General features: G+C 70.1%; 25 protein-coding genes and 2 tRNA genes. 11 read left to right on the plus strand and 16 right to left on the minus strand.

Translation table 11 applies throughout. From position 1 onward, the window contains the following. Positions 1-11: 11 nt before the first annotated feature. From coaD to GA707_RS00590, 4 genes are all read right to left on the minus strand, one after another. Positions 12-500 (minus strand): pantetheine-phosphate adenylyltransferase, encoded by a 489-nt coding sequence (coaD, locus tag GA707_RS00575; protein ID WP_152176489.1) that lies wholly within the window; start codon positions 498-500, stop codon positions 12-14. A 38-nt stretch (positions 501-538) separates the two neighbouring features. Next, positions 539-1165, minus strand: coding sequence for a hemerythrin domain-containing protein (locus GA707_RS00580; RefSeq protein WP_152176490.1), 627 nt, complete (start codon positions 1163-1165; stop codon positions 539-541). A 59-nt stretch (positions 1166-1224) separates the two neighbouring features. Next, a complete protein-coding gene (gene rsmD, locus GA707_RS00585) occupies positions 1225-1785 on the minus strand; it encodes a 16S rRNA (guanine(966)-N(2))-methyltransferase RsmD (protein WP_152176491.1) in 561 nt (186 codons plus the stop codon). Positions 1786-1929: 144 nt separating this feature from the next. Further along, positions 1930-4179, minus strand: coding sequence for an ATP-dependent DNA helicase RecG (locus GA707_RS00590; protein ID WP_370459957.1), 2250 nt, complete (start codon positions 4177-4179; stop codon positions 1930-1932). Positions 4180-4381: 202 nt separating this feature from the next. Between GA707_RS00590 and rpmB the strand changes: the two genes are divergently transcribed. Next, positions 4382-4576, plus strand: coding sequence for a 50S ribosomal protein L28 (rpmB, locus tag GA707_RS00595; protein ID WP_152176492.1), 195 nt, complete (start codon positions 4382-4384; stop codon positions 4574-4576). 86 nt (positions 4577-4662) lie between these two features. Here the strand turns inward: rpmB and thiL are convergent, their stop codons facing one another. Beyond that, positions 4663-5691 carry a thiamine-phosphate kinase gene (gene thiL, locus GA707_RS00600; protein WP_226963433.1) on the minus strand — a complete coding sequence of 343 codons (1029 nt, stop codon included), beginning with the start codon at positions 5689-5691 and terminating at the stop codon, positions 4663-4665. A 132-nt stretch (positions 5692-5823) separates the two neighbouring features. On the opposite strand from thiL, the gene GA707_RS00605 reads away from it, so the two are divergent. Together GA707_RS00605 and GA707_RS00610 are read left to right on the plus strand one after the other, a co-directional pair. Beyond that, on the plus strand, positions 5824-6057 hold the full coding sequence (locus tag GA707_RS00605) for an Lrp/AsnC family transcriptional regulator (RefSeq protein ID WP_152176493.1): 234 nt from the start codon (positions 5824-5826) through the stop codon (positions 6055-6057). Next, entirely contained in the window at positions 6036-6524 is a 489-nt protein-coding gene (locus tag GA707_RS00610) for a DUF3515 domain-containing protein (protein WP_226963434.1), read from the plus strand. The genes GA707_RS00605 and GA707_RS00610 overlap by 22 nt, the downstream gene beginning before the upstream one ends. 34 nt (positions 6525-6558) lie before the next feature. Here GA707_RS00610 and GA707_RS00615 read toward each other — a convergent pair whose 3' ends face one another. Further along, positions 6559-7695, minus strand: coding sequence for a D-alanine--D-alanine ligase family protein (locus GA707_RS00615; RefSeq protein ID WP_152177006.1), 1137 nt, complete (start codon positions 7693-7695; stop codon positions 6559-6561). A gap of 87 nt (positions 7696-7782) precedes the next feature. On the opposite strand from GA707_RS00615, the gene GA707_RS00620 reads away from it, so the two are divergent. Next, the gene (locus GA707_RS00620) at positions 7783-8925 is read left to right on the plus strand and encodes a PLP-dependent aspartate aminotransferase family protein (RefSeq protein ID WP_370459958.1); all 1143 of its coding nucleotides are present in this window, start codon (positions 7783-7785) and stop codon (positions 8923-8925) included. 61 nt (positions 8926-8986) lie between these two features. On the opposite strand, the gene GA707_RS00625 is transcribed toward GA707_RS00620, so the two are convergent. Both GA707_RS00625 and GA707_RS00630 read right to left on the minus strand, forming a co-directional pair. Next, entirely contained in the window at positions 8987-9988 is a 1002-nt protein-coding gene (locus tag GA707_RS00625) for an NAD(P)H-dependent glycerol-3-phosphate dehydrogenase (RefSeq protein WP_152176494.1), read from the minus strand. Next, positions 9985-10854, minus strand: coding sequence for a 1-acyl-sn-glycerol-3-phosphate acyltransferase (locus GA707_RS00630; protein ID WP_152176495.1), 870 nt, complete (start codon positions 10852-10854; stop codon positions 9985-9987). Before GA707_RS00630 ends, GA707_RS00625 begins: the two co-directional genes overlap by 4 nt. Positions 10855-11060: 206 nt before the next feature. Between GA707_RS00630 and GA707_RS00635 the strand changes: the two genes are divergently transcribed. Then, entirely contained in the window at positions 11061-11279 is a 219-nt protein-coding gene (locus GA707_RS00635) for a cold-shock protein (RefSeq protein WP_152176496.1), read from the plus strand. A gap of 22 nt (positions 11280-11301) precedes the next feature. Here the strand turns inward: GA707_RS00635 and GA707_RS00640 are convergent, their stop codons facing one another. From GA707_RS00640 to leuC, 3 genes are all read right to left on the minus strand, one after another. Continuing rightward, positions 11302-11775 (minus strand): HU family DNA-binding protein, encoded by a 474-nt coding sequence (locus GA707_RS00640; protein ID WP_152176497.1) that lies wholly within the window; start codon positions 11773-11775, stop codon positions 11302-11304. A gap of 406 nt (positions 11776-12181) precedes the next feature. Continuing rightward, complete coding sequence (leuD, locus tag GA707_RS00645) at positions 12182-12775, minus strand: 3-isopropylmalate dehydratase small subunit (RefSeq protein WP_152176498.1); 594 nt, start codon at positions 12773-12775, stop codon at positions 12182-12184. Between the two features lie 29 nt (positions 12776-12804). After that, a complete protein-coding gene (leuC, locus tag GA707_RS00650) occupies positions 12805-14196 on the minus strand; it encodes a 3-isopropylmalate dehydratase large subunit (RefSeq protein WP_152176499.1) in 1392 nt (463 codons plus the stop codon). Between the two features lie 191 nt (positions 14197-14387). Here leuC and GA707_RS00655 point away from each other — a divergent pair, with 191 nt between their 5' ends. After that, positions 14388-15137, plus strand: coding sequence for an IclR family transcriptional regulator (locus GA707_RS00655; RefSeq protein WP_152176500.1), 750 nt, complete (start codon positions 14388-14390; stop codon positions 15135-15137). 82 nt (positions 15138-15219) lie between these two features. On the opposite strand, the gene GA707_RS00660 is transcribed toward GA707_RS00655, so the two are convergent. The 4 genes from GA707_RS00660 to GA707_RS00675 all read right to left on the minus strand — a co-directional run bounded on the left by GA707_RS00660 (position 15220) and on the right by GA707_RS00675 (position 17988). Continuing rightward, a tRNA-Glu gene (locus GA707_RS00660) sits at positions 15220-15292 on the minus strand. 81 nt (positions 15293-15373) lie between these two features. Continuing rightward, positions 15374-15448, minus strand: a tRNA-Gln gene (locus GA707_RS00665). A 195-nt stretch (positions 15449-15643) separates the two neighbouring features. After that, the gene (gene gltX / locus GA707_RS00670; protein WP_152176501.1) at positions 15644-17170 is read right to left on the minus strand and encodes a glutamate--tRNA ligase; all 1527 of its coding nucleotides are present in this window, start codon (positions 17168-17170) and stop codon (positions 15644-15646) included. Positions 17171-17217: 47 nt separating this feature from the next. Then, entirely contained in the window at positions 17218-17988 is a 771-nt protein-coding gene (locus tag GA707_RS00675) for a fumarylacetoacetate hydrolase family protein (RefSeq protein WP_152176502.1), read from the minus strand. A gap of 22 nt (positions 17989-18010) precedes the next feature. Between GA707_RS00675 and GA707_RS00680 the strand changes: the two genes are divergently transcribed. Further along, positions 18011-18880 (plus strand): 3-methyladenine DNA glycosylase, encoded by an 870-nt coding sequence (locus tag GA707_RS00680; protein ID WP_152176503.1) that lies wholly within the window; start codon positions 18011-18013, stop codon positions 18878-18880. Between the two features lie 153 nt (positions 18881-19033). Then, the gene (locus GA707_RS00685; protein WP_152176504.1) at positions 19034-21577 is read left to right on the plus strand and encodes a glycogen/starch/alpha-glucan phosphorylase; all 2544 of its coding nucleotides are present in this window, start codon (positions 19034-19036) and stop codon (positions 21575-21577) included. Between the two features lie 18 nt (positions 21578-21595). On the opposite strand, the gene cimA is transcribed toward GA707_RS00685, so the two are convergent. Then, positions 21596-23254: a citramalate synthase gene (gene cimA, locus GA707_RS00690; RefSeq protein WP_152176505.1), complete on the minus strand. Its 1659-nt coding sequence runs from the start codon at positions 23252-23254 to the stop codon at positions 21596-21598. A gap of 433 nt (positions 23255-23687) precedes the next feature. On the opposite strand from cimA, the gene GA707_RS00695 reads away from it, so the two are divergent. The 3 genes from GA707_RS00695 to GA707_RS00705 are packed head-to-tail and all read left to right on the plus strand — an operon-like array spanning position 23688 to position 26301. Then, positions 23688-25028, plus strand: coding sequence for a nicotinate phosphoribosyltransferase (locus tag GA707_RS00695; RefSeq protein WP_226963435.1), 1341 nt, complete (start codon positions 23688-23690; stop codon positions 25026-25028). Next, entirely contained in the window at positions 25025-25579 is a 555-nt protein-coding gene (locus GA707_RS00700; RefSeq protein WP_152176506.1) for an isochorismatase family protein, read from the plus strand. Before GA707_RS00695 ends, GA707_RS00700 begins: the two co-directional genes overlap by 4 nt. After that, positions 25576-26301: an NUDIX domain-containing protein gene (locus tag GA707_RS00705; RefSeq protein WP_152176507.1), complete on the plus strand. Its 726-nt coding sequence runs from the start codon at positions 25576-25578 to the stop codon at positions 26299-26301. Before GA707_RS00700 ends, GA707_RS00705 begins: the two co-directional genes overlap by 4 nt. Positions 26302-26335: the final 34 nt, after the last annotated feature.

A 26335-nucleotide genomic window follows, 5' to 3' on the forward strand; every position in this document is an offset into this window, starting at 1 on the left:
CCCTGCCGGCGTCAGGCGCTCAGGCCGGCGAGCGCGTCACGGACCGGGTCGGGGACGAGTCCGCTGACGTCCCCGCCGAGACCCGCGACCTGCTTGACCAAAGAGGACGAGACGTGCTGGAACCGCGGGTCGCCGGGGAGGAACACGGTCTCCACCCCGGTGAGGTGGCGGTTCATCAGCGCCATGGGCAGCTCGTAGTCGAAGTCCGTTCCGCCACGTAGGCCCTTGACGATGAGTCCGGCCCCGATCTCCCGGGCGACATCGACGAGCAGCCGGCCGTGATACTGCTCGACCCGGACCCACGGCAGGTCTGCCGTCGTCTGCTCGATGAAGCCCATCCGCTGGCGGACGGAAAACGTACCGGCCTTGTCGGGGTTGTGGAAGATTGCGACGACGAGCTCGTCGGCGAGCGCGGCGGCCCGTCGGAAGATGTCGACGTGGCCGAGGGTGACCGGGTCGTAGGAACCTGGGCAGATGGCGATGCGGTGCACGACGCCCAAGGTTAGACCGTTCGTCGCCGTCCGTCCTTGCTGCCGGGCTAGCCGTCCTTGGCCTCCTCGAGGACCTCCTCGGCGCGCTCCTTGGCCGCACCCGTGATCTCCTCGGCCTGCTCGCGGGCCTCGGCGGGCGCGAGCGCGCCCTCGACCACCGCCTGCTCGAGCAGGGCCCGCACCTGCGCGACCGAGGCGCAGCCCGCGTCCAGGAGCCGGTTGCGGGCCAGCGCCCACTGCCGACCCAGCTCGGCGCGGACGTCCGCGGAGACCTCGGTGCGTGCCGGGTTGAGGATCGTCAGCTCCTCCTCCACGGAGTGGTGGGCGACCACGGAGCTGAGCTTCTCGAGGGCGTCGTCGTACTTCTGGGTGTCGGTGCCCTTGGCCTCGAGGAACTCCAGGAGCGCCTCGGTGATGTCGGCGTGCTCCTCCTCACCGTGCTCCGCCTCGTGGTCGGTGATCGCGTCCCTGCGCCGCAGCTTCGGGTAGACGTGGGTCTCCTCCGCCTCGGCGTGGGCGACGAGCAGCTCGGCGAGCGCCTGCCGGCTCGCGGACCGGTCCCGGTCGGTGCGTCGGCACTCGCGGAGCAGGTCCTCGAAGAGACGGTGGTCCTCCAGGATGAGGTCGACGACGTCGCCGGAGGTCGGACGGGAGACGAAGATGCTCGTGGTCATGGGCTCATCGTGCCGTATGCGCAGGTCGGGAGGGCGGAACTCGCCGCCTAACGCCGGGGTCAGGACGGCGGCAGCGCCTCCGCGAGCCACACGGCGGTCTCGCCGTACCGCTTGTCCTGGATTCGTTCGAGGGTGTGCGGCCACGTCGGCTCCGGTGAGCGGGCGGACCGCTCGACGACGACAACGGCGTCCGCCGCCAGCCAACCAGCGGTTAGGGCGTCCAGAACGTCCGCGAGGGCGGCCTCGGGGAGGTCGTAGGGCGGGTCGAGGAAGACGAGATCGTGCTTGCTCGCCGCGCCCTGCAGGTAGGCGCTGACGTCGCGAAGACGGATGCTCACGTGCTCAAGCCCCAGGTCGGAGACGGACCGGCGCATCGCCGCGACCGCGCCGCGGTCGGAGTCGACGAGGGTGGCCACCCCGGCGCCGCGGCTGACCGCCTCGATCCCGAGCGCCCCGGAGCCGGCGTAGAGGTCGAGAACCGTGGCACCCTCGATGAGTCCCCGCGCCGCCAGCGCGGAGAACAGCGCCTCGCGGGCGCGGTCGCTGGTCGGCCGCGTCGCCGATCCCTTGGGCGTGTGGATCTGCCTGCCCTTGTACATTCCGGCGATGACCCTGGTCATCGTGACGCTCCCACTCGCGTAGCCCATCCGGGTGGAACACTCCCGGCGATGACCCTGGTCATCGTGACGCTCCCACTCGCGTAGCCCATCCGGGTGGAACACTCCCGACGATGACCCTGGTCATCGTGACGCTGCCACCGGTCTTCATCCGCGCTCCAGGAACGCGGCCTTGTCCTCGTCGGCCAGCCGCTGCACGGCCGATGAGAGGTGAGGGTGCGCCGCCAGCTCGGGATCGGCCTCGACCAGCCGCACGGCGTCCTCGCGAGCCGCGACGATGATGTCCTCGTCGTCGATCACCCCGAGGAAGCTCAGCGATGACCGTCCTCCGCTCTGCGCGGCGCCGAGGACGTCGCCCTCTCGGCGCTGACGGAGGTCGAGGCGGGCGAGCTCGAACCCGTCCGTGCTCGCGGCCACCGCGTGGAGCCGGTCGAGCGCCGGCTCGGCGTCGGTCGCGGTCATGAGCAGGCACAGCCCCGGCTCACTCCCGCGACCGACTCGGCCGCGCAGCTGGTGCAGCTGAGAGATGCCGAAGCGGTCCGCGTCCATGACAACCATGACCGTCGCGTTCGCCACGTCGACGCCCACCTCGATGACGGTCGTGGCGACCAGGACGTCCACCTCACCGGAGGCGAAGTCCCGCATGGCCCGGTCCTTCTCCTCCGGTGTCATCCGTCCGTGCAGCATCGCGATCCTGACCCCTGCAAGTGCCGGGTGTTCGACGAGGAGGGTGTGCACCGCATACACGCTGGCGGACGCCGAGGCCGCATCGTCCACCGGCCCCGAGCCGTCCGAGTCCTCGACCGCCCAGTCTCCTCCCCCATCGACCTCGTCGGCCGGTGCACCGGCGCGCTCGTCCGGGTCGCCGATCCGGGGACACACGACGTAGGCCTGGCGTCCCGCCCGCACCTCCTCGGCCAGCCGCATCCACGTCCGCTCGACCCAGGCGGGCTTGGAGGCCTCGACCACGTGCGACGTGATCGGGACACGTCCGGCAGGCAGCTCGCGCAGGGTCGAGGTCTCCATGTCGCCGAACACGGTCATGGCGACCGTGCGAGGGATCGGGGTGGCGGTCATGACGAGGACATGCGGCGGATGAGCGCCCTTGGCCCGGAGGGCATCGCGCTGCTCGACCCCGAACCGGTGCTGCTCGTCGACGACGACGAGGGCCAGGTCGTCGAACTCGACGCCCTCCTGGATGAGCGCGTGTGTGCCCACGACGATCCCGGCCGACCCGGTCGCGATATCAGACAGCGCCCGGCGCCTCGCCGCGGATCCGAGGCTCCCGGTGAGCAGCACGACCCGGGTGCCGACGTCCGGGCCGGCGCCGACCCCGTCCTCGAAGGAGAGCAGCCCACCGTCGGCGAGGTCGCCCATCAGCGCCGTGATCGACCGGTGGTGCTGCTGGGCGAGGACCTCGGTCGGGGCAAGGAGCGCCGCCTGCCCGCCGGCATCGACCGCCGCGAGCATGGCGCGCAGCGCGACCACGGTCTTCCCCGAGCCCACTTCGCCCTGGAGCAGCCGGTGCATCGGCGTCTCCCGCGCCATCTCGGACGCGAGCAACGCGGCCACCTCCTGTTGGCCGTTCGTCAGCTCGAAGGGCAGTCGGGCGTCGAAGGCGGCCAGGACGCCGTCCGCGACCGGTCTGCGGGAGATGGTGCGGTCCCGGGCCTGGTCCGCGCGACGGCGGGCCAGGGCGACCTGGAGGACGAACGCCTCCTCGAACCGCAGCCGGTCCATCGCGGCGGCGATGTCGGCACGTGACCTCGGACGGTGCACCACCCGGAACGCCTGGAGCCGGGTCATCAGGCCGTGCCGCTCGCGGACCTCGACCGGCACGGGGTCGTTCAGGCTCTCGATCTGGTCGAGGACGACGCGAACCGCGATGATCACCGACGAGTTCCGCAGCCGATCGACGTGGGTGTATAGCGGCAGGAGACCCGGCTCGTCGTCGGCGCGCTGCTCAGCGACGATCTCGACATCGGGGGAGGTCAGCTGAAGCCTGCCGTTGAACGTCGTGACCTTGCCCGTCCAGACCGCACGCACGCCTGGCATGAGGGTGCGCTCGCGGCCGTAGGTGCCGAAGAAGGTCACCGGCATGGAGGTGCCGCCGTCGCTGATGGTCACCCGCATGATCGCGTTGCGTCCCACGGCCTTGCGGCGACGGTCTCGCGGAAAGATCTCCACCGCGGTGACGTCGGCGACGGCGACCAGGTGCTCGCCCTCACGGGCCGCCGAGAGGTCGGACTCGTAGTCGACGTACCGTCTGGGGAGCCACGCGAGCAGGTCGCCGACCGTCTCGATACCTCGGGCGCGCAGCCGCGCGGCCGGGTGGTCGCCGATGAGCGGCCGCAGACGCGTCGCCTCCGTGACCGACGGCATAGGCTCGACACTCACCCCCTCATCTCACCATCTGCAGCGGACACCCGTCGGTGCGCGACGCGCGATTTGGGGACCCGTCGCCGCCTCGGCTACGATTGTGCGGTTGCCTGGGCGGCTCCTCGCCGCCGGCACGAAGACGTCTCAAGCATGACTTCTGTCTCAAGCATGACTTCGGACTCACCATCTGTTCCATACCCGTTCACTCAAGGAGATCCCCGTGGCTGCCACCTGCGACGTCTGCGGCAAGGGCCCGAGCTTCGGCCACAACATCTCGCACTCGCACCGCCGGACGAAGCGCCGCTGGAACCCCAACATCCAGCGGGTCCGGGCCATGGTGGGCACGTCGGGCAAGACCCCGAAGCGGCTCAACGTGTGCACCTCCTGCCTCAAGGCCGGCAAGGTCACCCGCTGACCTGAGCGGTCGCGCCGGGCTGGACCCGGCGCTCCGGCAGCCGATCACCCACCGGGGTGGTCGGCTGTTTCTTGTGCGCGGGCGCGTCACTCCCCGATCGCTTCGAAGTGGTCCCAACCGATGACCTCGACGGGTGCACCGTCGAGAGTGACGGCAGCCTCGCCGGCCCGGACCGAGCCGATCACGTGCCACCGCCCGCGGGAGGTATGCGGTGGTCCGCTGTCGCGGGGAAAGGTCGCCAGGAGCGAGTGCTCCTCCCCGCCGCCGAGGATGTGGCGCCACGCCTCGCCGCTCGGGTACACGGGGCGGAGAGCCGAGACGAACGTCTCGTCGAGAACCCGTCGGTCGAGGTCGAGAACGACTCCGCTGGCCCGTGCGACCCGTGCGGCGTCGCGGACAAGCCCGTCGGAGAGGTCGATCATGCCCGTGGCCCCCGCGTCGGCCGCCTCGGGGCCGGCTTCCCACGGCGGACGCGGTCGTCGATGGTATGCGCGCCATCGGGAAATTGCCGGGTGGTCCTCCACGCCCTGCTCGAAGGAGCCGAGCCCGGCGCTGGACCAACCGAGTGTGCCGCAGACCGCGAGGACGTCGCCCGGTCGAGCTCCGGAGCGCAGCACCGGCGTCCGACCCTGCAGATCCCCCCACATGGTCAGTGAGACCTGCAGCGTGCCCTCCGGGGCCGACGAGAGGTCGCCTCCCACAATCGTCACGGAGGCCAGAGCGCACCACTCGCCCAGACCCGCGGCGAACCGCTCGACCCAGGTCGCGGGGGTCGACGGGTCGGCCGTGACGGTCAGCAGCGCCGCGGTCGCCACCCCGCCCATCGCCGAGATGTCCGAGATGTTCTGAGCGCCGAGCTTGTGCGCGACGTCCTCGGGTTCGGACCAGTCGTCTCGCCAGTCCCGCTGTCGGATCATCGAGTCGGTCGTGACGACGAGCGGGTTCGGCGCAGCGACGACGGCCGCGTCGTCGCCGGGCCCCACGATCACGGGGCTCGAGTCCGCACCTGCGGTCGGTCGACCGGACCGGAGCAACGGCAGGATTCTGGCGAGGATCGCGTCCTCGCCGAGACCCGCCAACGGGGTCACGGGATCGACCGGATCGGATGCACTCACGTTTTCCTCATCTGTTTCCTCGCCCGCCGGTGAACGATGGCCACGAAGCACGGTAGCGTCTACGCCAGGCACCGGCGCCCACCGCCGGGTCACGTCACACGTCAGGTACTCGAAGTCGCGGAGGGTTCATCCATGGTCCAGGCCTACATCCTGATCCAGACCGAGGTCGGCAAGGCAGCCTCGGTGGCGGAGGCGATCCGCCAGATCGACGGCGTCGCCCTGGCCGAGGACCTCACCGGCCCCTACGACTGCATCGCCAGGGTGGAGTCGGACAACGTCGACGACCTCGGCAAGCTCGTGATCGCCAAGATCCAGGACGTCGACGGCATCACCCGCACGCAGACGTGCATCGTCGTCCACGTCTGACGCCGCGCCGCTCTCGCCGCCCCACACCGCTCGCGTCGGCCCGCGCTGCCCTCCTCGCAGCCCCTCTGCTCGTCCTGACCGCCTGCTCCACGGCCGTCGAGGTCGCGCCGCCGGATCTCGCCGCAGACCCCGCGTGCGCGTCCGTCGCCTGGCCTCAGACCGTGTCCGGCCTCGAGCGCGCGGCGACCGACCCGGAGGGATCCTGGGTCGCGGCCTGGGGCGACCCCGCCGTCATCGCGCGCTGCGGACTTCCCGCACTCGAGCCGACGACGTTCGACTGCGTGGACGTCGACGGGACGGACTGGGTCGTCCGCGAGCTGTCCGACGGAACGGCCATGAGCACCTACGGCACCGACCCGGCGATCGAGGTGCTCGTCCCGTCCGAGTACGGTCCGGGACCCCTTCTGCTGCCTGCGTTCACTGCGGTCGCCGAGCAGCTCCCGCCCAACGGACGCACGTGCGAGTGAGGCCCGCCGGCGGACCCGGGTGCGCCGACGTCTCCTAGCGCAGCCCCATCCGACGCTGCATCGCCAGCTCGATGAGCTCGTCGATGAGCTCGGCATATCCGATACCGGTGGCGGCCCACATCCGGGGGAACATCGAGGTCGGCGTGAACCCGGGCATGGTGTTGACCTCGTTGAGGATCACCTCGCCGCCGTCGGTATAGAAGAAGTCGACCCTCGCCAGACCCTCGCAGCCGGCTGCATCGAAAGCCTCCGCCGCATACCGCCTGATCAGGTCGGAGACCTCCTCGGGCACGTCGGCGGGAGTGGTGAGCTCGACATCGTCCGCCGCGATGTACTTCGCCTCGAAGTCGTAGAACTCGTGGTTCGCCACGACCCTGGCCTCGCCGACGACACTCGTGCGCGGCGCGGTGTCGCCGTGGCCCTCGAGAACCCCGCACTCGATCTCACGGCCGCTGATGGCCCCCTCGACGATGACCTTCGGATCGTGCTCCCGAGCGAGCTCGACGGCCTGCTCCAGCTCATCCGGGCCGTTGACCTTGGAGATGCCCATCGACGAGCCCGCCCTCGCCGGTTTGACGAACACCGGCCACCCGAGGGAGGCCACGGCGTCCAGGCAGCGGGACCGATCGCGACGCCAGGCCTTGTCGGTGACGACGGTGTAGGGGCCGATCGGCAGGCCAGCCCCCGCGAGCACGACCTTCATCAGATGCTTGTCCATCATCGCGGCTGATGCCGCGACGCCCGACCCGACGTAGCGGATATCGGCGAGGTCGAACAGCCCCTGGATCGTGCCGTCCTCGCCGAAGGGTCCGTGGAGCAGCGGGAACACGACGTCCACCTCGCCGAGGTCACGGGGCAGCTCGCCCGGCTCGACCACGATGAGGGTCCGATCGTCGGTGCTCGTCGGCACGAGGACATGCGGCGCGTCCCGGTCGACCCGGGGTGTCTGGGACGCGGTCAGCCGCAACGGCTCTGGATCGTCGGCCACCGTGACCCAGCGACCGTCGGGCGCGATGCCGATCGGCACGACGTCGTAGGCCTGTCGGTCGATGGCGCTGAGGAAGCTCGCGGCAGTCGAACAGGACACGGCGTGCTCACTCGAGCGGCCTCCGAACACGACGGCGACCCGGATCCGGCGCGGACGTGCCCGGTCGGGGTCGGGGTCGTTCATCGGGCCGGGGCCACGGGAGGCGTCGGCGACGGGCGCGGCTGGCTCGGACATCGTCCCCGAGCCTAACCGCTCTCCTAGGCTGGAGCGGTGCACGACGAACCCGATCACTCACCGACGTCCTCCACCGACGCCGCCCCCCGGCATGGTTCCGACCAATGGCTGGACGGCCTGTCGCCGGCGACCCGAGTCGTGGCCGGGGGACGCGAGCCTCGGGTGCCTGGCGGCTCGGTGGGATCGCCGCTGGTGCACACCTCGACCTACCACGCCGACGGCGACGTCGTGTACGCCCGGTCCGGCAACCCGACCTGGACGGCCTTCGAGGCTACCCTCGGATCGCTGGAGGGCGGCCTGGCGACCGCTTTCGCCAGTGGGCTCGCGGCAGTCGATGCGGTCCTCTCCCTCGTTCCGCTCGGTGGCGTCGTCGTGGCGCCGGCCAGCGCATACAACGGTGTCGTCGGCACCCTCGACCACCGTGCGGTCAGGGGCGAGCTGACCGTCCGCTATGTCGACGTCACCGACACTGCGGCCGTCTCCGCGGCCTGCGAGGGCGCTGATCTGCTGTGGCTGGAGAGCCCGACGAACCCGCTGCTCGAGGTCGCGGACCTGCCCGCCCTGACCCGGTCCGGGCACCGAGCGGGTGCACTCGTCGCCTGCGACAACACCTTCGCCACACCGATCCTCCAGCGACCGCTCGAGGACGGGGTCGACGTCGTCGTGCACTCGGTGACCAAGTACCTCGCCGGACACAGCGACGTGATCCTCGGGGCATGCGTCACCGGGACCGGTGACACGGCCGCCGACCTCACCGAGCGCCTCCGGGTCCACCGGACCCTGCGGGGGGCGATTCCCGGGCCGGCCGAGACCTGGCTCGCGCTCCGCGGTATGCGAACGCTGGCTCTGCGGGTGGAGCGCGCCGCCGCGACGGCCGCCTTCCTCGCCGGTCGCCTCCGAGATCATCCTGCGGTCGAGCGGGTGCGGTACCCGGGCTGGGGGGCGATGGTCTCGATCGAGATCGCCGGAGGGCCGGAGGCGGCCGACCGCGTGTGCGGCGCCACGGACCTGTGGGTCCACTCGACCAGCCTCGGCGGGGTCGAGAGCCAACTGGAGCGTCGCCGCAGGATCCCGCTCGAGCCGACGACGACGCCGGAGAACCTCATCCGTCTGTCGGTCGGCATCGAGGACCCTGTCGACCTGTGGTCGGACCTGAGCCGCGCACTCGATCTCGCCTGAGTGTCACCCGGATGTGACAGACCTGTGGTCGGACCTGAGCTGCGCACGGCTCAGTGCCGGATCAGTGGCGGACCTCTCGACCCCGCTCGCGAGCCATCAGGGCCTGGCCGACGCTCAGGGCGTCGTGTCCCTCGTGCACCACGAGGTTGACCTGCTCGATGATGGGCACGTCGACGCCGTGCTCGTGCGCGAGCTGGAGGATCGAGGCGCACGACTTGACGCCCTCGGCGGTCTGCCGGGTCCGGGAGACGACCTCCTCGACCGTGAAACCCTGACCCAGCTGGACACCGAAGGTGTGGTTGCGGGACAGCGGCGACATGCAGGTCGCGATGAGGTCGCCCACCCCGGCCAGCCCGGCGAAGGTCATCGGGTCACCCCCGAGCCGGACGCCGAGACGGGTGGTCTCGGCCAGTCCACGGGTGATGATCGAGGCCTTGGTGTTGTCGCCCATGCCCAGGCCCTCGGCCATGCCGACGGCGAGCGCGATGACGTTCTTGGTCGCTCCGCCGAGCTCGGCGCCGACGACGTCCTCGTGGGTGTATGGGCGGAAGTAGGGCGTGTGGCACGCGGCTGCGACGAGGTCTGCGGTGTCGTGGTCGATGCAGGCGACGACACTCGCGGCCGGCTGCCGCGCGACGATCTCACGCGCGAGGTTGGGCCCGCTGACCACGGCGACCCGTTCCGGCGCGACCGCGCCCGCCTCGACGATCACCTCGCTCATGCGCATGGTGGTGCCGAGCTCGACGCCCTTCATGAGGGAGACGACCGCCGCCCCGTGCGGGATCGCCGAGCCCCAGTCTGCGAGGTTGTCCCGAAGGGACTGGCTCGGGACGGCAAGGACGACGATCTCGGCGCCGGAGGTGACCTCCTCGGGGTCGCTCGAGGCGGTGATGCCCCGAGGCAGGGGTACCCCCGGCAGGTAGTCGGTATTGACTCCGGCGTTGATCTGCTCGACGGCGTCCTGACGCCGCCCCCACATCCGCACCGTGCTGCCGGCGTCCGCGAGGACGCACGCGAACGCGGTCCCCCAGCTTCCCGTCCCGAACACCGCCACCTGCGTCATGCTCGCTCCTCGCGCTCGTTGGTCGTAACCGCATCGCCCTCGTCGGCCGCCACGGGTTGGGGCGGCGGCAGAGAACTCTGATTCTCGCCGCCCGTCGAGGGTTCGGTCGCCGAAACGGGTCGGGCGTCCTCGGGACGGTAGCGGCCGATCGGCGGCAGTCCCGCCGCTCGCGCGTCGAAGCGGGTCTGCGGGGCCGGCTCCCCCCGGATGACCTCGAGCTCGCGGGTGATCGCGGCCATGACCCGGTCCGTCGCCTCCCGCAGCACTGGGGCGCTCATCGGCTCGTCGTAGAGGTCGTTGAGCTCGACCGGCGGCCCGGCTCGCAACCGCATCGTCTTGCGCGGGAAGAGCCGCAGCTTCTTCTCGTAGCGCCCGAGGATCTCCTGGGCACCCCACTGCGCGACGGGGATGACCGGACACCTGGTCTCGAGCGCCACTCGCGCGGCTCCCGTCTTGCCCGCCATCGGCCACAGGTCGGGATCCCGGGTCAGCGTCCCCTCGGGATAGATCGCGACACACTTGCCCTCGCGCACAGCCTCCACCGCGGCGCGGAACGCGTCGGCCGCCTGCCCGGTCTCCCGGTAGACGGGGATCATCCCCGCCTTCGCCAGAATCCGACCGCCGACCGGGATGCGGAACACCGACTCCTTGCCGAGGAGGTACGGCTCGCGGCCGCTGTCGAAGGCGAAGTGCGCGAACCCGAAGACGTCGGCGTAGGAGATGTGATTGACGCACATGACGAAACCGCCATCGGCCGGAATGTGCTCGTGTCCGCTCCACTCCTGCTTGGTCACCCGCCGGACGACCGGTCGCACCACGACGGCCGCGAATCGGTATGCGGGGTTGAGGTTGCGCGGCTTCGGCACGGTGCTCCAGTTCTGCCTCGGTCGGAGTGCGGGGCCCCGGCCGCGGCCAAGACCCGGACCGGGTATGCGGTCCGCACCCAAGACTGTCACGGACGGTCGCGCAGCAGGCGGTACACCGCGGGAATGATCCCGCCGTGTCCTCCCCGTCGGGCGGCCATCAACCGTGCTGGTGCGGCCAACCCGGCGACTCGGGCTACGCTGCCCGGATGACGCAGGGATCGGTGCACACCTTCGACCCCGATACCGGTGCGGGATCGGTGCTCCTCGACGACGGCGAGGAGGTGTCGTTCCCGCCCGAGGCCTTCGCGGTGAGCGGTCTGCGGCTGGTGCGCCCCGGGCAGCGCGTCAGCCTCACTCGCCGGCCCGACGGCACGGTCGACCGCGTGTTCATCCGTGGGATCGGCGAGGGTGAGGCCATCCGCTGACGTCGCGGGGGCGGTCCGCTCCTCAGGACTTCTTGGCGGCCTTCTTCGTCGCCGCCCGGGTGGCAGACTTCTTCGTCGCGACCGCCTTGGCGGGGGCCTTCTTGGCGGTCGTCTTCTTGGCGGACGCGGCCTTCTTGGCGCCCGTGCCGCCGCCGGCGGCCCCCCCGGTCTTCGTGCCGGCCGAGGCGCGGATGCCGACCAGCCCACTCTTGGGCATCTTGCTCGGCGCGGCGACGTACTCCTTGAACTGCGTTCCGGGCCGGAACTTGGGGACAGAGGTCTTGCGGATCCGCACCGTCTCGCCGGTTCGAGGGTTGCGGCCGGTGCGCGCGGCCCGGGCGACCTTCTCGAAGGTGCCGAACCCCGTGATCCCCACCGAGCCGCCCTTGGCGACCTCGCGGATGATCGTGTCGACGACGGCCTCGAGCGCGTCGTGGGCAGCCTTCCGACTCCCCAGCTTGACCTCGAGTGCCTTGAGCAGCTCGCTCTTGTTCACAGCGCTTCTCCATCCATGGTCGGGCGACGGGATCGCTCTCCGGTGGCCGCGAAGTCGGCCCTTGTCCGACGGTATGCCTCATGGCACGGGATATCCAGCATCCAGGCCGCAAGAGTTCATCGAAACCTGTTGCCAGGCAACAAGGTTCGACAGCATCACCCCGACTCACGAGTCTCATCAGTCACAGCCGGTCGCGTAGCAGAGCCCTCAACGACACGAGACTGCGATGAGATCGCCTGCCTCGCACGGCAACTCGCGCGAAGTGGCGATGCCGACCGCGCCGCGGACCCTCGACGGGACGATGGCCTGACGCGGACTGCACGACTGAGGCGCACCAGGCCACGGAACTCGCCGGGCGCAACCGGCGTGTCGCTCTCCTCGCGGCTCCGCCGCTATCCGACCTCGGTCAGGCGCTCGAGGTCGTGGGCTTGAAGGGCTGCCGGGTCGTCTCGAACTCGGTGACATCCCTCTCGTGCCGCAGGGTCAGGCCGATGTCGTCGAGTCCCTCGAGAAGGCGCCAGCGGGTGTAGTCGTCCACCTGGAATCCACAGACGATGTCGCCGGCCGTGACGGTCCGTGACTCGAGGTCGACCGTGACGGACGCTCCCGGCTCGTTCTCCAGGTACTTCCAGATGAGGTCGACGTCGTCCTGGTTCACCTGGGCCGTGAGAAGGCCCTGCTTGCCGCTGTTGCCTCGGAAGATGTCGGCGAAGCGCGACGAGATCACGACCCGAAAGCCGTAGTTCATCAGGGCCCAGACGGCGTGTTCCCGAGAGGAGCCCGTCCCGAAGTCGGGACCGGCGACGAGGACCGAACCGGCGGAGTACGCCTCCTGGTTGAGGATGAACGACGCGTCCTTGCGCCACGCCGCGAAGAGTCCGTCCTCGAACCCGTCGCGAGTGACGCGCTTGAGGTACTCGGCGGGGATGATCTGGTCGGTGTCGACGTTGCTGCGGCGCAGCGGGACGCCGATACCGGTGTGGGCGGTGAACTTCTCCATGGCTCCTCCTCGGTCCTCGAGCGCTCGGCTCAGAGGTCGGCCGGACTGGACAGGGTGCCTCTGACGGCCGTGGCGGCCGCGACGAGTGGGCTGACCAGGTGGGTGCGACCACCCTTGCCCTGACGACCCTCGAAGTTGCGGTTCGACGTCGACGCGCTGCGCTCGCCGGGGGCGAGCTGGTCGGGGTTCATGCCGAGACACATCGAGCACCCCGCGAGCCGCCACTCGGCACCCGCCTCGGTGAAGACCGTGTCGAGCCCCTCGTTCTCGGCCTGCAGCCGGACCCGTGCAGAGCCGGGCACGACCAGCATGCGCACACCGTCCGCGACCTGACGTCCCTTGATGACCTCGGCAGCGGCACGGAGATCCTCGATCCGGCCGTTGGTGCATGAGCCGAGGAACACGGTGTCGACGGCGATCTCGCGGAACGGCGTACCCGGCGTCAGCGCCATGTACTCGAGCGCTCGCTCGGCCGCGGCGCGCTCGGTCTCATCGGCGATGGCGGCGGGGTCGGGCACCGACTCGCCGAGGGGTGCGCCCTGGCCGGGGTTGGTCCCCCACGTGATGAATGGGGTGAGGGTGTCCGCGTCCAGGACGACCTCGGCGTCGAACACGGCGTCGTCGTCGGTCCGCAGGGTGCGCCAGTACTCGACGGCGGCATCCCAGTCAGTCCCTCCGGGCGCGTGCTCGCGCCCACGCAGGTAGTCGAATGTCGTCTGGTCCGGGGCGATCATGCCCGCCCGGGCCCCAGCCTCGATGGACATGTTGCAGATGGTCATCCGGGCCTCCATCGACAGCGCCTCGATGGCCGGCCCACGGTACTCGATGACGTACCCTTGGCCCCCGCCGGTGCCGATCTTGGCGATGACCGCCAGCACGACGTCCTTCGCGGTCACCCCCGGCTGCAGAGCCCCGGTGACGGTGACGGCCATGGTCCGGAACGGCGCGAGCGGCAGGGTCTGGGTCGCGAGCACGTGCTCGACCTCGGAGGTGCCGATGCCGAAGGCGAGGGCACCGAATGCGCCGTGCGTCGAGGTGTGGCTGTCGCCGCACACGATCGTCATGCCGGGCTGGGTGAGCCCGCGCTGCGGTCCGACTACGTGGACGATGCCCTGCTCGGAGTCCCCCATCGGGAACAGCCGGACCCCGAACTCCTCGCAGTTGCGGCGCAGGGTCTCGACCTGGGTCCGGCTCGTCAGGTCCGTGATCGGCCCCGGCGTCGTCGGCACGTTGTGGTCCTCGGTCGCGAGGGTGAGGTCCGGACGTCGGACGGACCGACCCGCGAGCCGCAGACCATCGAAGGCCTGCGGGCTGGTGACCTCGTGCAGGAGGTGGAGGTCGATGTACAGCAGGTCGGGCTCGCCCTCGGCACGCCGCACGACGTGGTCCTCCCACACCTTCTCAGCCAGAGTCCGGGCCATCGGGAACCATCGACCTTTCTCATCCGCACCCGCGGGTCTTCATCATTGTCGGCACCGCTGTTGTCGTCTTCGTCGGCGGCACCGCTCTTCATCGAGGTGGCACAGCCGCGCGCCCCTCCTTCTCGCGAGGTTGCCACGCCGTGGGCACCCGAGAACTTGCGTCTCAGGCAATGAGACGTCAATATCATCACATGGACAACTCGAGCGGAGTGGGCGTCCTCGACAAGGCGGCCATCGTTCTCAGCGCTCTCGAAGCCGGGCCTTCGACCCTGGCTCAGCTCGTCACGGCGACCGGACTCGCCCGTCCGACGGCGCACCGGCTGGCCGTCGCTCTCGAGTACCACCGGCTCGTGGCCAGGGATCTCCAGGGCCGGTTCATCCTCGGCCCGCGCATGGGCGAGCTCGCCGCGGCCGCCGGGGAGGACAAGCTGCTCGCTGCGGCCGGACCCGTGCTCGGAGCGCTGCGCGACCACACCAACGAGAGTGCCCAGCTGTTCCGGCGCCAGGGTGAGCACCGCATCTGCGTGTCGGCCGCGGAGCGGCCGGTCGGTCTGCGCGACTCGATCCCGATCGGCGCCACTCTCACGATGCTCGCCGGCTCGGCCGCGCAGGTGCTGCTGGCCTGGGAGGAGCCGGATCGGCTCCACCGCGGACTGCAGGGAGCCGCCTTCAACGCGACTACCCTGTCCGGCGTCCGCCGCCGCGGCTGGGCGCAGAGCGTGGGTGAGCGCGAGCCGGGCGTCGCGTCGGTGTCGGCGCCCGTGCGCTCGCCGAGTGGCCGGGTCATCGCGGCCGTCTCGATCTCGGGTCCGATCGAGCGCCTCTCCCGCCAACCGGGCCGGCTGCACGCCGCGACCGTCATCGCGGGCGCGAACAAGCTGACCGAGGTCCTGGCCCGGCACGCCGCCCAGCAGGAGGCCCAGCGCGCCGGCGAGCACTGAGCCGGCCGGATCCGAGATGGTCCAGCAGGCCGCCGACGACGAAGGCCCACCCGCAGCATGCGGGTGGGCCTTCGACACGGCGTAGCCCCGACGGGATTCGAACCCGCGCTACCGCCTTGAGAGGGCGGCGTGCTAGGCCACTACACAACGGGGCCGTGACAACGAGAGAAAACCTTACCGGGTGGTCGGGCTTTGTCCCAATCGACGCCCGGTGCGCTCCCGGGAGCGCGGGCGTCTGGCTGGGGTACCAGGACTCGAACCTAGAACGAGTGAACCAGAATCACTTGTGTTGCCAATTACACCATACCCCAAGGGGTATCCCCGCCCGTCGTGATCGCTGGCGCGCCCGTTGTCACGGGCCTTCCAGTCCGCTCCGCACGGGCGGTGAACCGAGGATCGATAGTACCCAACGCCGAGGACTCCCCCAAATCCGACGAGAGCGCGGCAGGTCGCTCGAAGCGGCTTCCGCGGGTCGACTCCCCCGCTGAACGAGTGCGCAGCCGGTTTCAGAGCGAGTCGCGCAGGCGGCGCAGTCGAGTCATGGTCGAGTGCTTGCCGAGGATCTCCATCGACTCGAAGAGAGGAGGGGAGATACGAGCCCCCGACACCGCCGCGCGCAGGGGACCGAAGGCGAACCTCGCCTTGATGCCCATTCCGTCGACGATCGCCTCGCGCAGGGCCGCCTCGATGACGACCCCGTTCCAGTCACTCTCGCTGCCCAGGACACCCCTGCCGGCATCGTCGATCGGGCCGAGCGAGGCCAGCGCGGCGTCCAGGACCTCTCCGGCGTTGTCCGCGAGGCCCGCCCTCGCGTCCTCGGCGACGACGAGTGCGTCGTCGGCGACGAAGAAGGGTGCGACGAGCGGCACCGACTCGAGGAGGGTGCCGATTCGGGTCTGGATAAGCGCCGCGACGTCCTTGAGGCGGCCGAGCTCCCCGAGGGATGGAGCGCCGGAGAGCACCCCACCGTCCTCGAGGAAGGGCAGCAGCCGGGCGGTGAAGTCACCCGGCTCGAGCTCGCGGATGTAGACACCGTTGAGCCACTGGAGCTTCTTCATGTCGAAGATCGGCCCGACCGGGTTGACCTTCGACCAGTCGAAGCGGTCGGAGAACTCGCCGAAGGTGAACACCTCCCGGTCCGACCCGTCCGTCTCGGTCATCGGCGGGTAGGCGAGCAGGGCCAGGAAGTTGACGAGGGCCTCGGGGAGGTAACCCTCCTCCTGGAACCACGTCAGCCGAGCGGCGGGGTTCTTCCGCTTGGAGATCTTCGACTTGTCCTCGTTGCGCAACAACGGCATGTGCGCGAAGGCGGGCGGCGTGAGGCCGAGCATCCGATAGAGCAGCAGGTGCTTGGGGGTCGAGGAGATCCACTCCTCGCCGCGCACGACATGGGTGATGCCCATCTCGTGGTCGTCGACGACGACCGCGAGGTGGTAGGTCGGGAAGCCGTCGGCCTTGAGGATGACCTGGTCGTCGGGGTGCGGTGCATTGACGTCGCCGCGGATCAGGTCGGTGAACCGGAGCTCCACGTCCGTGGGCACGAGCATGCGGACGACAGGCGTGTCGGAGAAACCGTCGAGCCGGGCGCGCTCCTCGCGGCTCTTGCCGTGGCAGAGACGGTCGTAGCCGGTCGGCTGCTTGAGCCGTTGCTGGCGCTCCCGCATCTCCTGCAACCGCTCCGGCGTGCAGTAGCAGTGATAGGCGTCGCCCTGCTCCAGAAGCCGGTCGACGTACGGCCGGTAGGTGTCGAGGCGCTCACTTTGCCGATACGGCGCGTAGGGCCCGCCGACATCCGGGCCCTCGTCCCAGGTCAGACCCAACCAGTGCAGGGTGTCGAACACCTGCTCCTCGCTGTCCTCTCGGAAACGAGCCCGGTCGGTGTCCTCGATCCGCAGGATGAACCGGCCGCCCTGCTGGCGTGCGAAGGCCAGGTTGAACAGGGACATGTATGCGGTGCCGACGTGCGGGTCGCCGGTGGGCGACGGTGCGACGCGCAGTCGAGGGCCGGCGGACTCTGCGGGAGGGATCGTCATAGTGAGCCGATTCTAGGGCCGCTTCCGGACGGCTCGGTCCGTCGGCCTCAGCGGGAGACGAAGGGGTTGGTGAGGACGCCGATCCCCTCGATCTCCACCTCGACCCGCTGGCCCGCGACGACCGGCCCGACCCCGGCGGGCGTCCCCGTGAGAATGACATCGCCGGGCAGCAGGGTGAAGGCGCGCGACGCATACGAGACCAGAGCAGCGACTCCGTGCACCATGTCCGCGGTCGTGCCGTCCTGGACCACCTCGCCGTCGACCCTGGTCACGATGGACAGGTCGCCCGGGTCGAGGTCGGACTCGATCCACGGACCGAGCGGCGCGAAGGTGTCGAAACCCTTCGCACGCGCCCACTGTCCGTCCGAGCGCTGCAGGTCCCTGGCCGTGACGTCGTTCGCGCAGGTGTACCCGTAGACGACAGCTCGGACCTCCTCGGGCGCGATGTCCTTGCACATTCGCCCGATGACGACCGCGAGCTCGCCCTCGTAGGAGACCTCATGGGTCTGCTCGGGGATGACGACCGGGTCCCCCGGACCGACGACGGCGGTGTTGGGGACGAGGAACATCAACGGTTCGTCCGGAACCTCGGTGCCCATCTCGGCCGCGTGGTCGGCGTAGTTGCGCCCGATGCCGATGATCTTGCTCCGGGGGATCACAGGTGCGAGCAGACGCACGTCCTCGAGGAGGTGGGTCGCGCCGGTCAGCTCGATCTTCGTGTAGAGCGGGTCGCCGCTGATCTCTGCGATCCTCTCGCCAGCCGCGTCGACGAGGCCGTAGGCGGGATCGTCACCGGACGTGAATCGTGCAATCCGCATGACGCCAGCCTAGATTGTCCGCGTGCACCTCGGTCGAGCGCAGTGGCAGGCGCGCCTTCGCGCCCATGAGCGACGTGCCGACACGCTGACGGCCGGCCACCGGGAGCGCCGGGTCGCCGGGCGGGCCCACCCGGTCGCCGACTTCCTCTTCGTGTACTACAACCACTCGCCCGGACGGTTGCGGCGGTGGCATCCGGGACCTGGGACCGTCCTCGAGAACGCGACGGACTCGTCCGTCGCCACGCAACGGTTCCACCGGCTCGACCCGGACGGGAACGTCGCGCTCGACGCGGCGGCCTTCGTCGCGGAGCGCGGACGCACCGTCTCCTTCGTCCGGGATCTCCTCTGCGCCACGCTCGCACGGCCCGCTCGGGCTAACTGCTTCGGTCTGCACGAGTGGGCCATGGTCTACGGGTCCGAGCCGGAGGGCGTGCGACACGACCGTTGGCCGCTCCGTCTCGGGGCGGACGGCACCGACGAGGTGGTCCGGTCCCATAGGATCCGGTGCTCGCACTTCGACGCTTACCGCTTCTTCACCGCTGCGGCAACTCCGCTCAACACCCTCCACCCCACCCGCGAGACCCAGCGCGCCATGGAACAGCCCGGCTGCCTGCATGCCGGGATGGACGTCTACAAGTGGTGCTACAAGCTCGCGCCCGCCGTCCCCGGGGAACTCGTGCTCGACGCCTTCGAGCTGGCGGCCGACATCCGCACGCTCGACATGCGGGCGTCGCCGTACGACCTGCGCGACCTGGGGCTGACGCCCGTGCGGATCGAGACCCGCACGGGCAAGACGGAGTTCGCAGCCGCTCAGGCCGGCTTCGCCGAGCGCTCCAACGCGCTGCGCGCTCGACTGGTATCGGTCTGCGAGGACCTTCTCGCAGCGGGCTGAGCAACCTCTGTCGAACGGCGGTCCCATGGTGCGGGGTCGGTGCGGTAGCGTTACCGCACCCGCCCGACCCGCGGATGACGACGACCACCTCGACGCAGTGGTGGTCGCCCCTTGCCCATCGCCCCCAAGGCCATGCCGTTGAAAGGGTGACTCGTGACGACACCCCATGCCCAGACGCCCCTCGAGGCGCCGACGACCGACGCCACACACCTGGGCCCGGCGCACCCGCCGACACATCTCTTCGCCAAGGGCCCGGTCGAGCAGCCGAGGCGCACCGTCGACGGGTTCGTCGAGCTGTTCCTCCGCAAGCTCAACATGGCCCAAGGCGTGCTGCTGTCCCGCTCGACCGTGAACGACCAGTACCTCGCACTCGCCAAGACGCTGCGGGACTACCTCATGGCCGACTGGCTCGAGACGGGTGCCAAGCGCCGCCGGAACCCCACGAAGATGGTCGGCTACCTCTCCGCCGAGTACCTTCTCGGCCGGCAGCTCGACAACGTCCTCCTCACGACCGAGCTCGAGTCGATCGCGGAGCAGGCGATGACGCAGTGCGGGATCGACCTCGACACGCTGAAGGCCCAGGAGATCGAGCCCGGTCTCGGCAACGGCGGTCTCGGTCGCCTCGCCGCGTGCTTCGTCGACTCCCTCGCCACGATGGACATCCCGTGCATCGGCTACGGGATCCGCTATGAGTACGGCATCTTCCGGCAGGCGTTCGTCGACAACCGACAGGTGGAGCAGCCGGACTCCTGGCTCGGTCTCGGCGCGCCATGGGAGTTCCCCCACCCCGAGCGGGCCGTCCAGGTGGACTTCGGCGGACACACCGAGACGACGACCGACGGGGACGGTCGCCGGGTCACGACGTGGCTCCCGGCTTGGAACGTCCAGGGGATCCCCTACCACTTCATGGTGCCCGGGTACCGCAACGGCGTCGTCAACACCCTGCGGCTCTGGAGCGCACGGGCAACGCACGAGTTCGACCTGCAGATCTTCAACTCCGGCGACTACGCCCAGGCGGTCCGCGCCCAGACCTTCGCCGAGAACATCTCCAAGGTCCTGTACCCGGAGGACTCGACCCCCCAGGGCCGCGAGCTGCGGCTGCAGCAGCAGTACTTCTTCGTCGCCTGCTCGCTGCACGACTACATCGAGAACACCCTCGAGGACGGTTTCGACCTGCGCCGGCTTCCGGACCGGATCACCTTCCAGCTCAACGACACACATCCGGTCATCGCGATCCCCGAGCTGATGCGCATCCTCGTCGACCTCAAGGGGTTCGACTGGGACGAGGCGTGGGACATCACGCGCAGATGCTTCGCCTACACCTGCCACACCCTGCTTCCCGAGGCCCTCGAGGTGTGGCCGACCTCCCTGCTCGAGCGTCTCCTCCCCCGCCACCTCGAGATCATCTATCGGATCAACGACGCGTTCCTCGGTGAGGTGCGCGAGCGATTCCCCGGCGACGAGCTCCTCGTGCGGCGCATGTCGATCGTCGCCGACCATCCCGAGCGTGCCGTGCGAATGGCCTTCCTCGCCACGGTCGGCAGCACCAAGGTCAACGGCGTGGCCGAGCTGCAGTCGCAGCTCCTCCGCGACAAGGTCCTGCCCGACTTCTCCCGGATGTGGCCGGACCGCTTCACCAACGTCACCAACGGCGTGACACCGCGCCGGTTCCTCCGGCAGGCCAACCCGGGCCTGAGTGCGCTCATCACCGAGGCCCTCGGAGGCGACGAGTGGGTGACCGACCTCGACCGGTTGCGCGGCCTCGAACCGTTCGCGGACGACGCCGCGTTCCGGGAACGCTTCCGCCAGGTCAAGCAGGCCAACAAGCTCCGCCTCGTCGAGACGCTGCAGGCTCGGGACGGGCTCTCGCTCCCGCAGGACGCCATGCTCGACGTCATGGTCAAGCGGCTGCACGAGTACAAGCGGCAGACCCTGAAGCTGCTGCACATCGTCTCGCTCTACGAGGGAGTGGTCTCAGGTCGGCTCGACCCGGACGAGCTCACGCCGCGGACCTTCGTGTTCGGGGCCAAGGCGGCCCCCGGCTACTACATGGCCAAGGAGATCATCTACCTCATCAACTCGGTCGCTTCCACGATCAACGCGGACGAGCGGGTGGCGGGCAGACTCGCAGTGGCGTTCCCGGCCAACTACAACGTGACCTTGGCCGAGGTCCTCATCCCGGCCGCCGACCTGTCCGAGCAGATCTCGCTCGCGGGCAAGGAGGCCTCCGGAACGGGCAACATGAAGTTCGCGCTGAACGGCGCACTGACGATCGGCACGGACGACGGAGCCAATGTCGAGATCCGCCAGCTCGTGGGAGACGACAACTTCTTCCTCTTCGGGATGAGCGAGCCGGAGGTCGCCGAGCTCCAGGCGCACGGCTACGTGCCCACGGCCTGCTACGAACAGGACGAGGAGCTGCGCCGCACGATCGACCTCATCGCGAGCGGTCACTTCACCGGTGGCGAGCGCTACCTCGCGGCCCCGGTCGTCGACGACCTGCTCTACAAGGACCGCTTCATGGCGTTGGCCGACTTCCGCTCCTACGTGGATGTCCAGCGCCGGGTCGACGTCGCGTACGGCGATCCGGAGGCCTGGTCGAGATCGGCGGTCCTGAACATCGCCCGGACCGGCTTCTTCAGCTCGGACCGGTCGATGGTCGACTACCTGCGGCGGATCTGGCGTCCCGTCGACTGAGAGCGCCCGTCGCGGTCGTCATCGAGGCTCGACGCCGGCGCGGAGAAGTCCGTAGGTGATCGAGTCCACGAGGGCCATCCAGGATGCCTCGATGATGTTGGCCGCGACGCCGACAGTGGTCCACGTCGTCGCCCCGTCGCTGGTCTCGATGAGGACGCGGGTCACCGCATCGGTGCCGTGCGAGGCATCGAGGATCCGCACCTTGAAGTCGATGAGCTCGAACTTCTCCAGCTCGGGATAGGCGGCCGCCAGACCCTCCCGCAGGGCATGGTCGAGGGCATTCACCGGTCCGTTGCCCTCACCCGTCTCGACATGCCGGGCCCCTCCCGCGAGCACCTTGACGGTGGCCTCCGAGAGTGCGGCGTCACTGGCGCGCCGGTCGGTGATGACCCGCCAGGACTCCACCTCGAAGTACTCCGGAGCCAGCCCCAGCTCGCGCCGGAGCAGCAGGTCGAAGGATGCGTCCGCCGCGTCGAAGGTCCACCCGCGCAGCTCGAGGTCCTTGACCCGGGCGAGTACCGAGGCGATGGCCGCTCTCCCCTCCTCGTGCTCCGGGTCGAGGTCGATGCCGACCTCTTTCGCCTTGAGCTCGATCGAGGCACGGCCGGCCATGTCCGAGACGAGCATGCGCATGTCGTTTCCGACCAGTGAGGGGTCGAGGTGCTGGTAGAGGTCGGGGTCGACCTTGATCGCACTCGCGTGCAGACCTGCCTTGTGCGCGAACGCGCTCGATCCGGTGTACGGCTGACGCGAGTAGGCAGGCACATTGGTGATCTCACTGATCGCGTGCGAGATCCGGGTCGACTCCCGGAGCCGATCCGGCTCGATGAGGGGGATGCCCGCTTTGAGCTGGAGGTTGCTGACGATCGTCACGAGGTTGGCGTTGCCGGTGCGCTCGCCATAGCCGTTGATGGTTCCCTGGACGTGGGTGGCCCCGGCATCGACCGCGGCCATCGAGTTGGCGACGGCGCAGCCGGTGTCGTTGTGACAGTGGATCCCGATCCGCGCACCGGTGGCCGCGATGACGTCGCCGACCACGTCCGCGACCTGATTGGGCAGCATCCCGCCGTTCGTGTCGCACAACGCGACGACCTCGGCCCCCGACTCCATGGCGGCACGCACGGCCTCCAGGGCGTAGTCCCGCTCCATACGGTGTCCGTCGAAGAAGTGCTCGGCATCGACGAAGACACGTCGCCCCTCCCCCGTGAGGAACCGCACGGTGTCGCGGATCATCTCGAGGTTCTCCTCGAGCGTGGTGCGCAGGGCTCGCTCGACGTGCCCGGTGTGGGACTTGGCGACAAGGGTGATCACGGGGGCCCCGGAGGCCAGGAGTGCGCGGGTCAAGGGGTCGTCCGCCGCCCGGCCACCCGCACGGCGGGTCGATCCGAACGCCGCGAGGATGGCGTTGCGCAGGGCGAGCTCGCTCTTGGCACGGTGGAAGAACTCGGTGTCCTTCGGGTTGGCGCCGGGCCAACCACCCTCGATGTAGCCGACGCCGAGGTCGTCCAGGTGGCGGGCGATGGCCAGCTTGTCCGCGACCGAGAGGTTGAGTCCCTCCTGCTGAGCCCCGTCGCGCAGTGTCGTGTCGTAGACGTGCAGGCCCTCGGACGCGAGGGACCCGGCAGCGCCGTCCGCGGCCTCCGGGGCGGTGGTGATGGTCGATGCGTCGCTGTTCATCGTTGCTTTCGCTTCGTCGTGGGTCCGCGGAGAGGTCCGCACCGCGGGGCGATACCCCGTCGGGGCGGCCTGACCGGCCAGACCGTCCCGACGTGGGCATCCGCCTCGTGCTCCCTGACCTCATCTCGATTCTCGACCATCGCTGGGCGCCGGTGCGGACCGGGGTGTGGTCCGCGACCGTCTGCTCCCCCGGGTCGGCTCCCGCGCCTCGCGTGAACCGTCCCGACAAAGCAAAAGACCCCCCGGGTGTGGGAGGTCTGCGCGACGAGGTGGGTCTCGTCGCGCTAGTCGATAATGACGGCCGCTGTCGCGGCGAGGTAGGTCGTCACGGGTCTCACTCTGCCAACTGGGGGCGTCCGACCGAAGCCGTTGTCCACATCGTGGTCGGTCCGGGCTGGGCCGCTGAGGCGGGCGCGTTGCTACGGTGCGGGGTGTGACGACGTCGACGGACTCCGCGGGGACGGGTCGACGCGGCTGGCTGCGTGACGGCTCCAGCGCGCCGACGACCGGCCTGCTCACCGACAAGTACGAGCTCACGATGCTCAGTTCGTTCGTCGCGGACGGGACAGCGGACCACCCCGCCGTCTTCGAGCTCTTCGCCCGCCGGCTCCCGGAGGGCAGGCGCTTCGGACTCGTCGCCGGCCTGGGCCGACTGCTCGAGGAGCTCCCCGACTTCACCTTCACCGCAGAGGACCGTGAGTGGCTGGTCGCCACCGAGGCACTCACGCCCGAGGCGTCCGAGTGGCTGGGTGAGTTCCGGTTCTCCGGTGACATCTCCGCGTATGCCGAGGGTGACCTCTACTGGCCCGGATCGCCGGTCCTCACGGTCAGCGGTCGGCTCGGCGAGTGCATCCTCCTCGAGACGATCGCCTTGTCGATCTTCAACCACGACAGCGCCATCGCCTCGGCGGCTGCGCGGATGGCGATCGCGGCCGGCGGGCGGCCGCTGCTCGAGATGGGCAGCCGACGCACCCACGAGGAGGCGGCCGTCGCCGTCGCCCGCGCCGCCTGGATCGCCGGCTTCAGCGGCACCTCGAACCTCGCTGCCGGATTCAGGTATGCGGTGCCCACCATCGGCACCGCGGCCCACGCCTTCACCCTGGCCCACCCGAGCGAGCGCGCGGCCTTCGAGGCCCAGGTGCGTGCACTCGGTGTCGGGACCACCTTGCTGGTCGACACCTATGACATCGAGGAGGGCATCCGCACCGCCGTCGACGTCGCCGGCCCGGACCTCGGGGCGGTGCGGATCGACTCCGGTGACCTGGCCGTCGAGTCGCGCCGAGCGAGAGCTCTGCTGGACTCGCTCGGCGCCGGCAGGACCCGGATCATCGTGACGAGCGACCTGGACGAGTACGTCATCTCCGCGCTCGCCGACGCACCCATCGACGGCTACGGAGTCGGCACGAGGGTGGCCACCGGGTCCGGCCACCCCACGGCCAGCATGGTCTACAAGCTGGTGGCCGTCGCCGACTCCCCCGAGGGCGAGCTCCGGCCGGTGGCCAAGTCCTCGGAGTCCAAAGCCTCCGTGGGTGGTCGCAAGACCGCCTACCGATACCCCGACGGCCGCGAGTGCTTCACCCTCGACGGCCGGGTGCCCGACGAGGCCCTTCCACTCCAGCATCACGTCGTGCGGTCCGGCGAGATCGTGCCGGGACCGACGCTGGAACAGACCAGGGATCGTGTCGCGCGGACCCTCATCGAGCTGCCCGACCCGATCAGACACGTCAGCCACGGCACCGCCGCTCGCACCGCCACCGAGGAGGAACTCGCATGACCGACCACACCCGCGCCCTGCTCGTCGTCGACGTCCAGAACGACTTCTGCGAGGGCGGCTCCCTCGCCGTGACCGGTGGCCGGGAGGTGGCTCGGGGGGTGTCCCGCCTCCTCCACGACGACCACCCCTATGCCCTCGTCGTCGCCTCGCGCGACTGGCACGACCCCGACTCCTCAAACGCCGGTCACTTCGACGAGTGGCCGGTCCACTGCGTCCGGGGCACCGGCGGGGCGGAGTACGCCCCAGAGCTCGACCTGACCCACGTCGACGTCCACGTCCGCAAGGGCCAGGGGGTCCCCGCATACTCCGCGTTCGAGGGCGTGACCGAGGGCGGCGAGGCCCTCGTCGACGTGCTGAGCGCTCACGGTGTCGTCGAGCTCGACGTCTGTGGGATCGCCACCGACCACTGTGTCCGGGCCTCGGCGCTCGACGCCGCCCGGGCAGGGCTGCGGGTCCGCCTGCTGGACGGCCTCCACGTCGGCGTCGCGCCGGAGACGATCGGGGCGGCCCTGGGCGAGATGCGCGCCGCCGGCGTGGAGGTCGGGTCGTGAGCGGCGCACCCGAGGACTACGACGCCTCGTCCTACCCATCGGTGGCGGTGACCGTCGACCTCGCCGTCTTCACCATCCGCGACGGCTCCCTCTCGGTCCTTCTGGTCCAGCGGGGGTCCGACCCGTTCGCCGGACGGTGGGCCCTGCCCGGCGGCTTCGTCGAGCCCGACGAGGACGCCCTGACGGCTGCACGCCGCGAGCTGGCCGAGGAGACGTCGCTGACCGGTCTGGACGTCCATCTCGAGCAGCTCGCGACCTACTCCGCTCCGGACCGAGACCCACGGATGCGGGTGATCTCGATCGCGCACGTCGTGCTCGCGCCGGGCTTGGCCGAGGTCAGCGCCGGCTCGGACGCCGCAGATGCGCGGTGGTGGACCGTCGAGGACCTGCTCGACGACGAGGGGCCGGCCCTCGCCTTCGACCACGACCGGATCCTCCGCGACGCCCTCGACCGGGTCCGGTCCAAGCTCGAGTACACGACGCTCGCCGCACAGTTCGTCGGGGAGCCCTTCACGCTCGCCGAGCTCCGGGCGGTCTACGCGGCGGTCTGGGGGACGGCACCGGACCTCGGCACGTTCCGGCGCAAGGTCCTCTCGACCGACGGTTTCGTCGTCCCCGTCGAGGACTCGGACCTGGGGACGTCCGGGACCCGGCCCCCTCTGCTCTTCCGGCGCGGGCCGGAGACCGCGCTGCACCCCGCGATGCTCCGCCCGACCGGCTGAGCGAGCCTGCGGGTCGGACCGCTCGGACCCGGGT

It is taken from the genome of Nostocoides sp. F2B08, assembly GCF_009184895.1.
Classification (GTDB): Bacteria; Actinomycetota; Actinomycetes; order Actinomycetales; family Dermatophilaceae; genus F2B08.